The following is a 14,043-nucleotide window of genomic DNA, read 5'->3' as shown; positions in this document are numbered from 1 at the left end:
ACGCTCCGACGCCCTCACGACGTACCGCCGCCACGCGGCATACCCCTCCTTGAGTTCGACTGTCCTGAAAGGCATTTGGCATGAGCGACAAGCCCGTCATCGTCTATGGAGCGTCCGGCTACACCGGTCGACTGATCTGCGAGTACCTCCGCGAGTACAACGTCCCCTTCACCGCGGCCGGCCGGGACGCCGGGAAGCTCAAGACGTCGATGGAGACCAACGTCGCGGGGATCGAGACCGCGCAGTACGAGGTGGCGACGACCGAGCACACCGTCGAAGCGCTTACCGAGCTGTTCCGCGGCGCCTCCGTCGTCTGCAACACGGTGGGCCCGTTCGCGCGCTACGGCCCCGAGGTCGTCGAGGCCTGTCTCGCTGCCGGCGTCCACTACCTCGACACCACCGGCGAGCAGGACTGGGTCATCACCTGCGACGAGAAGTACGGCGCCGACTTCGCGGCGGCCGGCCTGCTCCTCGCGCCCGGCGTCGCGCAGATGTACACCACCGGTGAGATCGCCGCCCAGCTCTGCCTCGAGAAGCCGGGCCTCGACACCCTCGACATCGCCGTCTTCTGGGGAGGCAGCCCGACCATCGCCTCGACGCAGACGATCCTCGTCAACGCCGCCATGTCGGCCGCGCACTACCTCGAGCAGAACACCTACCAGCCGTGGGACCCCGAGGCCGGCCTCTACCAGCTCTCCATCCCCGGCCAGCACGAGCTCGCCCTGGCCCTGCCGTGGGGGGGCACCTCCCACCCGGTGTGGTTCCGGAAGGACCCGCGGGTCGCCACCGTCCGCGCCCTCGGAGGCGTGTTCAACCGGCCGCTCATGCTCGGGGTGCCGCAGATCGTGGCAGCCGCGCTGGAGGCCACCAAGGACATGGACCTCGACGCCAAGTACGACGCCCTCGACGCGACCGCGGCCCAGGTGATGAACCAGATGCCACCGCGCGAGAACCCCCGGGTCAACAAGTCGCTCGACTCCGTGCACGCCTCCGGCCCGCTCGGGCGCGCGCACTGCGTCATCCACGGCAACAGCAACTACAAGCAGACCGGCCTGCTCCAGGCGTATGCCGCGTACTCGCTGCTGCAGCAGGCTCCCAGGACGGTGGGCTTCGCATCCGCGTCCCAGGCCTTCGGTCACCGCGAGCTGCTGGGTGCCCTGCGGGCCTTCGGCCTGGTGATGGAGCCGGTCCTCACGGTCGAGAGCTGACCCGCATGCGGGTCGTCGACTACCTCGACAAGGGCGCTTCCCTCGACCCCGGGGCGGCCTGCCTCACCACCGACGGCCAGACCATGACGTATGCCGCGGTGCAGGCGTTGTCGCACCGCGTCGCCTCCGCGCTGCGCGCCAGTGGGGTGGAGCCGGGCGACAAGGTCGCCATCCTGTCGGCGAACGACCCGGTCGCCTTCACCTGCGTCTTCGGGATCAGCCGGGCGGGCGCGGTGTGGTGCCCGATCAACCCGCGCAACGAGGCCGCCGAGAACCGCGAGCTGCTCGACCTGTTCGACTGCACGGTCGTCGTGTTCCAGGAGTCCTTCGCCCCGCTGGTCGAACGGATCCGCGCCGACCTGGCGAAGGTGCACACCTGGGTGTGCCTCGACGCCGCACCAGGCGACCCCGTCGCCGGAGCCCTGGGCTGGGACGAGTTCCTGGCCCGAGGCGCCGCCGCCGCCGAAACCGACGACACCGAGCCAGACCTGCCGGCCGTCGACGACCTGGCCATGATCGTCGGCACTGGCGGCACGACCGGGCGCCCCAAGGGTGTGATGCTCACCGGCACGAACCTCGAGACCATGACGGCGTTGACCTTGATGGGCTACCCGTTCGATGGCCGACCGGTCTACCTGGCGCTCGCGCCGCTCACCCACGCGGCCGGCGTGCTCTGCTTCCCGATCCTCTGCCGTGGTGGCGAGGTCGTCATCATGCGGCGCCCCGACGTGGGTGGCTTCCTCCAGCTGCTCGAAAAGCATCACGTCACCCACACCTTCCTGCCGCCGACACTGATCTACATGGTGCTCGGCCACGACGCCCTCGACGCGACGGATCTCTCGTCGTTGCAGTGCTTCTGGTACGGCGCGGCACCGATGTCGGCCACGCGGCTCGAAGAGGCGCTGACTCGCATCGGGCCGGTGATGGCGCAGCTCTTCGGCCAGACCGAGGCGCCGATGATGGTGTCGATGATGCCCCCAGCCGACCACTTCCGACCCGACGGCTCGGTCGCGGTCGAACGGCTGTCCTCGGCCGGCCGGCCGGCACCGCTGGTGACCGTCGCCATCATGGACCTCGACGGACGACTGCTGCCCCGCGGTGAGCGCGGCGAGATCGTCGTGCGGTCCTCGCTCGTGATGCCGGGGTACTACCGCAACCCCGACGCGACGGCGGAGGCCTCGCGGTTCGGCTGGCACCACACCGGCGACATCGGCTACCTCGACGACGACGGCTTCCTGTTCATCGTCGACCGGGCCAAGGACATGATCATCACCGGTGGCTTCAACGTGTACTCGACGGAGGTGGAGCAGGCCCTCATGCAGCACCCCGACCTCCAGGACTGTGCCGTCATCGGGCTGCCCGACGACAAGTGGGGCGAGCGTGTCGAGGCGGTCGTCCAGGCCCTGCCCGACCGCACCGTCGACCCTGCCGAGGTCATCGCCTTCGTCAAGGCGCGGATCGGCGGCGTCAAGGCTCCCAAGGCGGTGCACGTCTGGGCCGAGCTGCCCCGCTCCAAGGTCGGCAAGGTGCTGAAGAGCGAGATCAAGGCCGAGCTGGGGACGCCGGTCGACGGCTAGCCGACCGCACCGGCGACAGCCGCGCCCGCGCTCGGGAACCGTCACGATCGAGCGGGTGCCGCGTCTCTTGGTGCATGCCCGCACCCCAGACCACGACCCACGCCAGCCCTCCCCGTTCTCGGTACCGCCTTGGGTCGGATGCGCGGTTCAGGCAGCGCATCGGCGACATCACCCTGAGCCCTGACACCGTGGCGACCCCCAGTGGCTTGTCGTCGACCAAGCAGGTCGAGTGGCAGATCGACGACGGCAGCACCCCGGCGCACGCCTCGGAGGCCGACCCCAGCGGAGCCCCCGGCGTCGTCGGTACGGTGCGGGTCACCGCGACCGGCCCCGGGTGGAAGCACGTCACCGCCGTGCCGGTGTCCACGCTGGACGAGGTCACCGCCATCTACGCCAAGGTCCTGCACGCACGGCGGCTGGCCTACCAGCGCTGAGCCGACCCGTAGCGGGGGCTCAGCTCCTCCGTGACGGACCAGGTCAGTCACGCTCCGTCACGTCCGAGCTCCTGCGACGTCCCTCGAGGAAGGAAGCTCGACGAGAGGAGTGCGGGTGCGCGCCGTGGGGGACCCGGGGGTCGACAAGGTGGACTGGCCCCCCGAGCTGAGCATCTTCAAGACCGCGGACACCACGCACTACGTGGTCGCGACGGCGACCTCGGCCCGCAGCTGCGCCACGTGTTCGGGGCCGTTCGACAGCAGCGACCGCAGGTCCCTGACCGTCGAGGTGCGGGTCCCCGACCCACCCCCGCCCGAAGCCGGCTTCCGGTACCGGCAGTTCTCGGCCGAGGTCCACCACCGGTCCTGCCAACCACCCCGGCTGCAGGTCGTCACCGCGCCCGTCGACGCGACCACCGCCGACCCCTACACCGGGGAGTCGGACATGCACTACGCCCTGCTCCCGCCCTCCGGCACCGACGGCGACGACCTGCCAGGTCTGGTCTTCACGACGTCGGATCCCATCGTCCACCGCGAGCTGGAACAGGCGGAAGGTCGCTCGGCCTGGATCTCGACCTACCTCGAGCTGGGGTTCGAGCTGTTCGCCATCGACGAGCTCGGCTGGATCACCGCGCACGCGCCCATCACGGCCACGGTCCAGGGCGCCCTCGACGGCGCGCTCTTCTCGCTCACCGGCACCGTCGACGGCCGGGAGGTGTCCCTCCTGGAGTGGACCCGCAGCGGTGACCACCCGGCATACCGGCGGTGGCGGCGAGCCGTGACGGCCGCCGGCGCGCTCTTCGTGCTCTATGGCGAGTACGTCCACGTCGACGCGGACTCGGGGGCCGTCGACCTGGCGCCGGGTGGCCGGCTCGGGGACATCGTGGCCGCCGTGGTGCGCGTCGACGTCGTGCCGCGCAGCGGCGCGGCCGACCGCCCGTGCGGGTCTGGATGGTCACCGTGAGTGAGTCGCGCGGATCGACCTGACGTCGTCGCGTCACACTTCGGCCGATGAGCCGTCTCCACCATTGACCTGTCATCGGGGGATGCAGGTTGCCGGAAACGGCGGGCGGGCCTGCAACCGCCCGCCGTTTCCTACCCCGCCTCGGGGAGTGCAGGGTCGGTCTAGGCGGGGCGCCCAGCCAGGAGGCGCCGCACGGGGGGTGCCAGCCCCGCGGGGCAACCGCTCCTGACGACCCGGCCCAGGATGATGGTCGCCCCACAGTCCGCGGCCCGCTCCATCCCCCGGACACTGCCGAAGACCTCGAGCGAGTGCCTGAAGCCGCCGTAGCGGATCTGCCTGACGTGGATCGCCTCGTGGGCCATCACCAGCTTGGTCTTCGACCAGGTCATCCCCGGCTGGATGTAGACGGTCGACCGCGCTGGTCCAGAGCTCTGGAACACGGTCAGTCCCCGGACGTTCCCGCGGGTGTGCCTGCGCGCGTGGTCCATCGTCCATCGGGCGTTCCCCGCCGGGTCGATGGCGCGGACCCAGGCGCTGAAGCTTCCCAGTCCCGCACGCGCGGCCTTCGAGCCGCCCGCTGGGCAGGTGACGGACAGGGAGATCCAGCGGGCCGCGCGGATCCGCAGCCACCCCCGGGTCGTCGTCCCGCGTACCGTCGTCCCCCGCTTCAGGGTGGTCACCACGCGGTGGGAGAGACCGGAGCCGGAGCGCACGTTGGCCACGCGCACGCAGACGCGACGGGCCTGCCGGGCGGAGGAGGTCGAGGCCAGCTGCCCCGTGGAGTCGCGGGTCACCGGCTGGTCCGGGTCGGCCGAGGTCGCCCAGCCCCCTGACGTCGCCGACACCGCCGCGGCCGCCGACACCGCCGCGTCCGCCGACACTGCCGAGGTCGCCGAGGTCGCTGAGGTCGCCGGGGCGCCCGCCTTCGCGGCATCGAACGACGGGACGGAGAGGGCCACGGCCACGGCCGCGGCGCAGTACGAGCCGCGCAGGCGTCGCCGGGTTGAGCGGCGGTGGGATGAGTGGTCGTGGTGCTGGTGCGGAGCGAGCGGGCGATCGGCCCTGCAGGTCCTGGTTGACGCGAAGCTCATGCGAAGTCACACCTCTTCCAGGCATAGCGAACTCCCTCGAGAGCTGGTCGCCCACGAGAGCCGTGCTGACCCCGCTTCGCCCAGCGCCGCACCATGCCTGCCGCGACTGACGAGAGGGAGCACCTGGCGGGGACCGGAGAAAACGAGCGTCACTGCCTAGACAGCCTGGGTCAGTCGGGCATTACGGGACCCGGGTCCTGACCTCGATCCGGGTCGGGGGTGGCGGCGTCATGAATCGATCGCTGGGGAGTCTTGATGCGTGTAGGGCAGGCTCTTTCGGCGAACGAGGATGTGGGTAGGTGAGTGAGTCGCAGTTTCCGCACGGCGCGGGCGACATGGAGCGCATTGCGCGAATCATGTACTCGATGGAGATCGACGAGATCGACATGCCCCACGTCGTCGTGACCAACATCCACGGGTGCACGCTGGCCACCTACTCCGGTCCGTACGCCAACGGTCTCGCCGCCCTCGCGGTCGCCGAGGCCGAGCGTCGTGCGGATGTCGCGGCCGGGGAAGCCGGCGACGTCCACTTCAGCGTGGCGCCCCTCTATCCGGGTTTGGACCTCCACGAGCTGCAGGAGCAGCCCGCCGCCCGCGCCGAGCCCGAGGCGGGCCCCGACTGTGGATGACCCGGAGGACCAGACTCCCGACGCAGTCCTGCTGGACCGCCTCCGAGCCGGCGACCGCGAGGCTGCCGTCGACCTCTGGACCAGGCACTACCCTTCCGTGCTGCTGGCTGCCCGACGGGTGACACGACAGCCGCGCGACGCCGAGGAGATCGCCTCGGACGCCTTCTCCGGGATGCTGTCCGCCCTGTCCGGCGGTGCCGGACCCACGACATCGGTCCGCGCCTACCTCGTGACCTCGGTGCGCAACCTGGCGGCGAGCCGGGCCACGCGCTCTTCGGCCGGCGACGTCATGACCGACGACGTGGCCCTCTTCGACAAGCCGACCGCTGACACGACCGCCCACATGAGCGAGCTCCAGCTCGTCCGCGTCGCCTTCGCCGAGCTACCCCAGCGGTGGCAGATCGTGCTGTGGCGCACGGCGGTCGACAAGGACAGCAACATCGAGGTCGGCCGAGCCATGGGACTGTCACCCAACGGTGTCGCAGCGCTGGCCAAGCGCGCCCGACGCGGCTTCCGGCTGTCCTACCTGCGCGCCCACCTCTCCGACCGAGGGGTAGAGGCCCAGTGCAAGCCCTTCATCGACGGGCTCGCGGACCTGTCCATCTCCGACGTGGACGCACCACCCGCGCTGGTGGCCCACGTGGCGAGCTGTGTCGCCTGCACGCGCCGCATCGACGAGCTCCGGGTGGTCAACCTCAACTTCGCCGGCATCGTCGGCCCCGCCGTCCTCGGCCTCGTACCGTCAAAGCTGCTGGTGGCAGCGGCGGGCGTCGGAGCAGCCGGCGTGGGAGCAGGCGGGAGCGCAGGCGCCCTCGTCGGGGCCCAGGGGCCGTCGTTGAGTGTCTCGGGCTTCCGGCCGGGCGCTCGCTGGGCGGTGGGCTCGGCCGCCCTCGCCGGAGCCGTCGTCGCGATCCTGCTCGCCGGGCGACCCGAGGCAATGACCGCGCCACCGGTCGCACAACCCCTGCAGACCGTGCCGCTCCCTCCGGTCACCTCGCTCACCACCACGGCTCGACCGAAACCGACCCCGAGCACGACAACACGAACGAGGTCGTCCGCCCCGGTGCCGTCGGTCGCGAAGCCTTCGCGCCCGGGGCCGGCGCCCACCCCGGTCGCCGCCACGTCACGTCCCCCTGTTGTCACCTCCACGACCACCAGTCCGGCCCCGCGCACCAGCCCGCTGACCGTCGACCTCGCCCTAGCCGGCCCCCGGTCCGACACGTCGATCGGTGTGTCCGCGTCGGCCCAGGGCGTCGAGGGTCCGGTACGCCTCACCCTTCAGCTTCCCGGCGGAGTGACCATGGCGGGGGTCGGCGGCGACTGGGGTTCCTGCACGCAGAATCAGGATGTCGTGACCTGCACCGCCGGCCCGGCTTCAGACGGTCGATGGAGCGGCACGATCCACACCGTCTGGGCTGCGGATGCCCGCGGTCAGGTGCGCGCCACCGTGGAGGGCACCTACGCCAACGGGTCGCCTGCGACGGGCACGGTCGGGACCACATGGCCGCCGTGAGGCCCTGCTCTCGGCGCACGTTCTCGTCGCCGCCCTGGTCGCGGTGGACGCGTCGCACCCAGGGAGGGCGGCATGCAGTCATCTGATCGGACGTCGGTGTCGGTCCAGGACCTGGAGTCCCTGAAACGAGCTGTCGAGTGGGCGAGCTTCCTCAACGCTGACTCCACCGGGTCCGACCTCATGGATCCGTGCTGCATGCTCGAAGCCCTGTCGGACGTCTACGCCGCCGCCTACCACATGGTGCACGAGACCACCCAGTGGGGCGCGAACCTGGCCTCGGACTCGGCCCCCTGACTCGCTCGTCCAGAGCGCCGCGGACCACGAGGCGGCCGGTTCCGAAGTCGGAGCCGGCCGCCTTGTCGTGGCAGACGCAGGTCAGCTGACCTCCCGGGTCACGTGGGCCGAGCAGTCCAGCCCCTTGCCACTGGACTTGCCGAGGTCGGCAACATCCAGCTGGGCCTGGCCCGGGGCATCGACCGTCCCCTGGGACGGGCGGCGTGATCCCCTGCGACCACGCCGCCCACTCCTAGGACGTCCAGCTGGCCGACTCGTGACGCGAGGCGTCCGCAGCGACTCCAGAAGCGCGGCCAAGGTGGGTATGCCGTGGGCACGTCAGAACGACGGGCGCCCCCGGGGTGAGGGGGTTGGGGCGCCCGCCGCTCGTGACCGACGGCGGCCCACTTGGTCCGGGGGTGGACTGGTGGGTGCCGTCCGCGACCGACCACTGGCTGGGTGGCTCCGGTCAGCTACTAGGACGCGCCGACCCCGACCCGCCTTACGCGACGCCTGGTCAACGCGACAAGAGTTCACCTGTTCGTCACGCGCTTCACCCTCGCGGAGGGCCCAGCCGGGCCGGGGTCACGACGGGGACGACCCGGGGGAGGCTAGGCCAGACGGCGAAGCGCGACGGCGGCGACGTCGTCGTCCTGCGTCTCGTCCCGGACCAGTGCGACAAGGCGGCCGAGCGCCGTGTCCAGGCCCTCCTCGGCGAGAGCGTCGAGCGCCCCGGTGAGCCGCGCTCGACCAGCGTCGATGTCCTCCGTGCGCCGCTCGATCAGACCATCGGTGAAGAGCAGGACCGTGTCGCCCGGGCAGAAGGCGACCCGGTGGTGTTGACGGGCGCCCGCGGGGATCCCGAGGGGGCCTCCGTCAGCGGAGGGGAGCTGTGCGACCGAGCGGTCTGCTCGGAGCAGGGACGGCGCCGGGTGGCCTGCGTTGGCCACCAGGAGCGTGTCCGTCGAGGGATCGGCGAGCAGGTAGACCAGCGTGACGAGCTGGTCCTCACCGTAGGCGGCCATCATCAGGTCGAGCTTGCTGAGCACGCCGTCCGGCTGCGGGTCGACCGCGAGGTAGGCCCGCACCGAGGCCCGCATCTGAGCCATCGCCGCCGCGGCCTCGACTCCTCGCCCCATCACGTCACCGACGAAGAGTGCTACCCGTCCACCAGGCAGGGCGAGCACGTCGTAGAAGTCGCCACCGACACCGGTCCGACCCGAGGCCGAGTAGTACGCCGCGACCTCGCACCCCTCCAGCACGGGTAGGGCGAGAGGGAGAACGGCGTGCTGGAGTCGCACCGACACGGCCAACGTCTGGCTGTGCAGATCCGAGTTGTCGATCGACACAGCGGCCCTGCGCGCGAGCTCCTCGGCGAAGTCGACGTCGTCCTGGGAGTAGCGGATCTGCGACTCTGCCCGGACCCACGAGATCACGCCGATGGTCCGTCCGCGGGCGATCAGTGGCACGGTGATCGCACTGTGCAGTGTCAGCTCCCGGGCAATGCGCAGGTGTTCCTCGTCGCGCGCCGCTGCGACCAGCATCTCGTCGGTGATCTGCGCAATGAGCTCGCTGCGGCCCGTCCTCATCACCTGCCACGCGCCGGCCCCTGAGTCCGGGTCGCTCGGGTAGCGCTCGGCGAGCTCGTGGGCGAACTCGACCTTGGCCGGGTCGACGTGGGCCACGGCGAGACGGCGCAGGCGGTTGTCCTTGACCAGGTCGATCGCGCACCAGTCCGCGAACGTGGGGACCGCCAGCTGCGCCACCCGCGCCAGGGTGGACTCGTAGTCCAGGCTGCTCGCGAGCTCCGCCGAGGCCTCCGCCAGGAACGACAGCTGCGCCTGCCGGTCGGTGGCCCGGTCCTCGGCCTGGATGCGGAGGAGAGCCTGGGCGCAGCTGTCCGCGAGGATGTCGAGGAAGTCCAGCTCCGCCGCCTCGAACTGGCGCTGCCCCGGAAAGGAGAGGCCGATGGCGCCCAGCGTGCCGCTGGCGGTGTTCAGCGGGAGCGCGAGGATGGAGCGCTCACCTCGGTCGATCCGGGGCAGGTCGGGGTAGGCACGAAGGATCTCCTCCCGACCGACGAGCACGAGGCGTCGTCGCGAGCGGATGACATCCGTGGCGGGCGTTGAGGTGCTCAGCGGGTACGAGGCGTAGGTCTCGGCATCGCCATCCATCCCGCCCCAGAGTCCGGCGAGCCGAACCTCGTCGGGTTCAACTCGAAGGCTCAGGGAGGCGATGGTGGCTCCCACGGCCGCCGCGCTGTGCTCGACGACGATCTTGGTGACTGCGTCTGCCGTGGTTGCCTGGATCAGCTCCGCCGTGACCCGGGCCAGACCCATGAGCCGGTCGCCCAGAGCGTCGCCGGGTGCCGAGGTCATGCCGAATGATTGCAGCACGGGGTCCCCAGAACTGGACCTTTGGCAGAAACTGGACGCCGGCGAGCAGGTCGACGACGTCCCCGTCCTTTTCGTCAGCCGCTCCGATGACGTGGGCGGCGCCGTGCCTCAGCGACTGAGCTGGGCCGCGGCGCCCATGACGACGACCGGACGCGCCTGCGGTGACAGGTGGAGCAACAGGTAGCGCATGGCTGCCCTGGGCACCGAGACACAGCCGTGTGTGGGACCGCCGTGGTCGACGTGCAGCCAGATGCCACCCCCACGAACGGCACCGAGAGGTCGGGTGAAGTCGAGCGGCGTCCTCCCCGCCGCCCGGTTGTAGTTCACTGCGATGACGTAGTCGAACGCGTCCGCCGTCGAGTCACCGAAGCCCGCCTGCGGCGCAGGAGGCGTGAACGCGGTCGACTGGTCATAGGGCAGCTTCGACCCCGGGTCGGCCTTGCGCCCGCCCGCGTCCGTCAGGCCGAACGTGCCGACCGGCGTCCTGAGGTCGCCCTCGACGTGGTGGGTGCTCCAGCCGCGCTTGCCGACATGCCCCTGCCAGGTGGCCCGGGGCACCCAGTCCGCCCCGACCCGCTCGTAGAACTGGATCGTGGCGGCGTTCGACCCCGTCGTCGTCCCACGGACGATGACGACCTGGCTCGTCGTGTCGGCAACGGTGCCGAGCGTGCGCGCCCCGAGTGGGAGGGTGCGTGGGACATCAGCTCCCGTGCTCGGGGACGGTGGTGTGGGGTCGGGCACGGCTGAGTTGGCACCACTCGTGGGCGTGTCCTGCGACGTCGCGTCAGCGGTCGCTAGGGCGGATGCCTGATGCCCTGCAGGAGGCGGCGCATCGCGGAACGGTCCCAGCCCGAGACCGGCAAGGGCGCCGACAGCAACAGCCGACCCGGTCGTGAGGGTCACGGCCAGTCGAACCGGCCGCGGGACCTCGAGCCACCGCGGGCCAGGGGGTCGGTGGCCCGGTCGGTGGCGGCCCCGTCCGCTCGACGCGGAGCGTCCGTCACGCGACATGGGCCGAGTGTATTGCGCGGGGCTGGGCACGGGGCCCACCGGAGCCGGCTGCGAAAGCTGCGTCCTGAAGGCGGACGCAGATCGTCCGCAACCGCCCCTAGCGTGAGGGCATGACCGACATCCTCCTGCTCCACCACATCCAGGGGCTCACGCCCGGCGTCATCGAGCTCGCCGACCGGCTGCGCGAAGGCGGCCACACCGTCCACACACCCGACGTCTTCGCGGGCCGCACGTTCGACTCGATCGAGGACGGCGCGGTCTACTGCCGCGAGGTCGGGTTCGACGAGATGCGCCAGCGCGGCATCCGCCAGGCCGCAGACCTGCCAGAGCGGATCGTGTATGCCGGCCTGTCCCTGGGCGTGATGGCCGCCCAGTGGCTCGTGCAGAACCGTCCCGGAGCGCTGGGTGGGCTGTTCTACCACGGCGTCATCGACCCCGCGGAGTTCGGCGCCTGGCCGGACGGCACGCCCGCCCAGGTGCACGCGATGGATGCCGACCCTGAGTTCATCGACGCCGGCGACCTCGAGATGGCGCAGCCGTTCCTCGACTCGCACGACGAGGTCGAGCTGTTCCTCTACCCCGGCAACGGTCACCTGTTCACGGACAGCTCGCTCGCGGCATACGACGAAGGGGCCACCAAGCTCGTCGTCGAACGCTCCCTGGGCTTCCTCGACCGCGTCGGCTAGAGCCCTACGACTGGGTGGCGACCAGCGCCGCGCCCAGAGCGTCGAGGGCCTCGAGGCGCTGAGCGCCGCGGCCGAGGTCGCTGGTCAGCAGGATGTACTCGTCGACACCGACCTCGGCATAGGCGGCGATCCGCTCGGCGACCTCGGCCGCCGATCCGGCGATCGCGGCCCGTCCGCTCGTGCCGTGTTCCTCGAGGAACGCCTGAGCCCGACCCGGGTCGTCGGTGACGCACACCATCGACTGCGTCGACCGCTCGATGCTCCTCGGGTCGCGGCCGATCCGCTCGCAGTGCGCATCGAGGACGGCGGCCTTGTCGGCCACCTGCGCGGGGCTCCCCCACATGTTCCACCGGTCGGCGTGCTCGGCGACGACGCCCAACATCCGAGGGCCCTTGGCCCCCACCAGGATCGGGACGTGGTCCTGGTGGGGCTTCGGCTCGCAGGCCGCGTCCCGGACCTGGAAGAAGCGGCCCTCGACCGTCGTCCGCGGCTGGGTGAGCAGTCCCTGCACGACGGCCAGCCCCTCGACGAACCGGTCCACCCGCTCTCCGGGCGATCCCAACCGCAACCCGTATGCCGCGTGCTCGTGCTCTTCCCAGCCGGCACCCAGGCCGAGCACGAGCCGGCCGGCGCTGAGCTGGTCGACGGTGGCGGCCCAGTTGGCGATCACAGCGGGGTGTCGGTAGGTGACGGACAGGACCAGGGTGCCGAGGCTGATCCGCTCGGTCGCCGCCGCGAGGGCAGCGAGGGTCCCGGTCGCCTCCAGGAGCGGTGACTCCGGCGCGGAGTGGGTGATGAAGTGGTCCTCGACGTAGACCGTGTCCCAACCGGTGAGGTCGGCGTGCGCCACCAGGGCCCGCAGCTCGGGCCAGGGTTCGTCGAGGTCAGGCCAGATCGAGAACCGCATGCCGGCCAGCATCGCACGGCGCCGCTGGCGCTCAGGCCGCCTGGTGCTCGCGGGTGACGGACCACCTGACGTGGTGGCCTCGAGGGCGAACTCGCCGAGCGAGTCGGCGAGCCTCCTGGGGGCGGGGGTGGCGACCTGCGCCCCTACAGGCTCGCACCACGAAGTCACGAGCCGTGCGGGGAGTGGCTCATCGGTCTTGGGACCTTCGCCCCTGACGGCGCGCGCGGGCGGGCGATGAGGTGGTGGGCGTACTGCTCGACCACCACGAACACCAGAAGGAGAACTGCCATGAAGGCAGCTGTCGTCACCAGCTTCGACGCACCCCTTGCCTTCGAGGAACGCCCCGTGCCCACCCCGGCTGCCGGGCAGGTTGTCGTCCAGATCGAGGCTTCGGGCCTGTGCCACACCGACATCCACGCGGCGCACGGCGACTGGCCCGTGAAGCCGACTCCGCCGTTCGTCCCGGGTCACGAAGGTGTCGGCCTCATCACCGCCGTCGGCGCCGACGTCACCCTACGCTCGGTCGGTGAACGCGTGGCCATCGCCTGGCTGGGTCATGCCTGTGGGCACTGCGACCACTGCATCAGCGGGTGGGAGACGTTGTGCGAGCAGCAGCGCAACAGCGGCTACTCGGTCGATGGCGCGTTCGCCGAGTATGCAGTCGCTGACGCCGACTACGTGGTGCCGGTACCTGCGGAGGTCAGCGCCTTCGACGCCGCACCGCTCACCTGCGCCGGGGTGACGACCTACAAGGCGATCAAGGTCGCCGACATCGTGCCCGGCGAGCGCGTCGCCATCTTCGGCGTCGGAGGACTGGGTCACCTCGCGGTGCAGTACGCCCGCCTGGTCGGCGCCGAGGTCATCGCCGTCGACCTGACCGAGGAGAAGCTCCAGCTGGCCCGCGAGCTGGGTGCCGACCACACGGTGAACGCCGCGACCACTGACCCGGTGCCGGCCATCGCCGAGCTCGGCGGCGCCGACGTGGCCGTGGCCCTGGCGGTCACTCCCAAGGCCTTCGAGCAGGCCTTCGCGACCCTGCGTCGCGGTGGCCGCCTGGTGTGCGTCGCCCTCCCGCCCGAGAGCGACGGACCCATGCACCTGCCGATCTTCGAGACCGTCCTCAAGGGCATCTCGGTGATCGGTTCGATCGTCGGCACCCGCCAGGACCTGGCTGAGGTCTTCAGGCTGCATGCCCTCGGCCGCACCCGGGTCATCGCCGAGAGCCGCAAGCTCGACGAGGTGAACGAGGCGATCGAGGACGTCCTGCACGCCCGCACGGCCGCGCGGCTCGTCTTCCAGTTCTGAGCGACCGCCGCCAGTCGCACATGAGCGCAGCAACGGCCCCCCAGTCCCT

At 71.0% G+C, this 14,043-nt stretch carries 14 protein-coding genes; 9 read left to right on the top strand and 5 right to left on the bottom strand.

Translation table 11 applies throughout. The features are described from left to right. The first annotated feature begins 80 nt into the window (after positions 1-80). The 4 genes from ASG91_RS06345 (at position 81) to ASG91_RS06330 (ending at position 4,183) form a co-directional block, all read left to right on the top strand. A complete protein-coding gene (locus ASG91_RS06345; RefSeq protein ID WP_056921728.1) occupies positions 81-1,208 on the top strand; it encodes a DUF5938 domain-containing protein in 1,128 nt (375 codons plus the stop codon). 5 nt (positions 1,209-1,213) lie between these two features. Continuing rightward, positions 1,214-2,785, top strand: a complete 1,572-nt coding sequence (locus ASG91_RS06340; protein ID WP_056921727.1) for a long-chain fatty acid--CoA ligase — start codon at positions 1,214-1,216, stop codon at positions 2,783-2,785. 74 nt (positions 2,786-2,859) lie between these two features. Then, positions 2,860-3,219 carry a hypothetical protein gene (locus ASG91_RS06335; protein WP_056921726.1) on the top strand — a complete coding sequence of 120 codons (360 nt, stop codon included), beginning with the start codon at positions 2,860-2,862 and terminating at the stop codon, positions 3,217-3,219. A gap of 115 nt (positions 3,220-3,334) precedes the next feature. Further along, positions 3,335-4,183, top strand: a complete 849-nt coding sequence (locus ASG91_RS06330) for a hypothetical protein (protein ID WP_056921725.1) — start codon at positions 3,335-3,337, stop codon at positions 4,181-4,183. 161 nt (positions 4,184-4,344) lie between these two features. Here ASG91_RS06330 and ASG91_RS06325 read toward each other — a convergent pair whose 3' ends face one another. Further along, complete coding sequence (locus tag ASG91_RS06325; RefSeq protein WP_157606121.1) at positions 4,345-5,274, bottom strand: hypothetical protein; 930 nt, start codon at positions 5,272-5,274, stop codon at positions 4,345-4,347. Positions 5,275-5,573: 299 nt separating this feature from the next. Here ASG91_RS06325 and ASG91_RS20870 point away from each other — a divergent pair, with 299 nt between their 5' ends. From ASG91_RS20870 to ASG91_RS06310, 3 genes are all read left to right on the top strand, one after another. Next, complete coding sequence (locus tag ASG91_RS20870; protein WP_162257508.1) at positions 5,574-5,903, top strand: hypothetical protein; 330 nt, start codon at positions 5,574-5,576, stop codon at positions 5,901-5,903. Beyond that, the gene (locus ASG91_RS06315) at positions 5,896-7,416 is read left to right on the top strand and encodes an RNA polymerase sigma factor (protein WP_056921722.1); all 1,521 of its coding nucleotides are present in this window, start codon (positions 5,896-5,898) and stop codon (positions 7,414-7,416) included. The genes ASG91_RS20870 and ASG91_RS06315 overlap by 8 nt, the downstream gene beginning before the upstream one ends. Before the next feature lie 72 nt (positions 7,417-7,488). After that, positions 7,489-7,710 (top strand): hypothetical protein, encoded by a 222-nt coding sequence (locus ASG91_RS06310; protein WP_157606118.1) that lies wholly within the window; start codon positions 7,489-7,491, stop codon positions 7,708-7,710. A 590-nt stretch (positions 7,711-8,300) separates the two neighbouring features. On the opposite strand, the gene ASG91_RS06305 is transcribed toward ASG91_RS06310, so the two are convergent. Further along, on the bottom strand, positions 8,301-10,067 hold the full coding sequence (locus ASG91_RS06305; RefSeq protein ID WP_056921720.1) for a GAF domain-containing SpoIIE family protein phosphatase: 1,767 nt from the start codon (positions 10,065-10,067) through the stop codon (positions 8,301-8,303). A 126-nt stretch (positions 10,068-10,193) separates the two neighbouring features. Continuing rightward, positions 10,194-10,826, bottom strand: a complete 633-nt coding sequence (locus ASG91_RS06300) for a L,D-transpeptidase family protein (protein ID WP_056921719.1) — start codon at positions 10,824-10,826, stop codon at positions 10,194-10,196. 380 nt (positions 10,827-11,206) lie between these two features. Between ASG91_RS06300 and ASG91_RS06295 the strand changes: the two genes are divergently transcribed. Continuing rightward, positions 11,207-11,782 (top strand): dienelactone hydrolase family protein, encoded by a 576-nt coding sequence (locus tag ASG91_RS06295; RefSeq protein WP_056921718.1) that lies wholly within the window; start codon positions 11,207-11,209, stop codon positions 11,780-11,782. A gap of 4 nt (positions 11,783-11,786) precedes the next feature. On the opposite strand, the gene ASG91_RS06290 is transcribed toward ASG91_RS06295, so the two are convergent. Continuing rightward, entirely contained in the window at positions 11,787-12,689 is a 903-nt protein-coding gene (locus ASG91_RS06290; protein WP_056921838.1) for an LLM class flavin-dependent oxidoreductase, read from the bottom strand. A 164-nt stretch (positions 12,690-12,853) separates the two neighbouring features. Then, entirely contained in the window at positions 12,854-12,979 is a 126-nt protein-coding gene (locus ASG91_RS21350; protein ID WP_256363718.1) for a hypothetical protein, read from the bottom strand. On the opposite strand from ASG91_RS21350, the gene adhP reads away from it, so the two are divergent. Next, a complete protein-coding gene (gene adhP, locus ASG91_RS06285; protein ID WP_056921717.1) occupies positions 12,978-13,994 on the top strand; it encodes an alcohol dehydrogenase AdhP in 1,017 nt (338 codons plus the stop codon). The two genes, ASG91_RS21350 and adhP, sit on opposite strands and share 2 nt — an antisense overlap. Positions 13,995-14,043 lie beyond the last annotated feature (49 nt).

The organism is Phycicoccus sp. Soil802, assembly GCF_001429605.1.
GTDB lineage: Bacteria > Actinomycetota > Actinomycetes > Actinomycetales > Dermatophilaceae > Pedococcus.
Note: the sequence above shows the minus strand (reverse complement) of the source record. Positions and strands in the feature narration are given on the sequence as shown.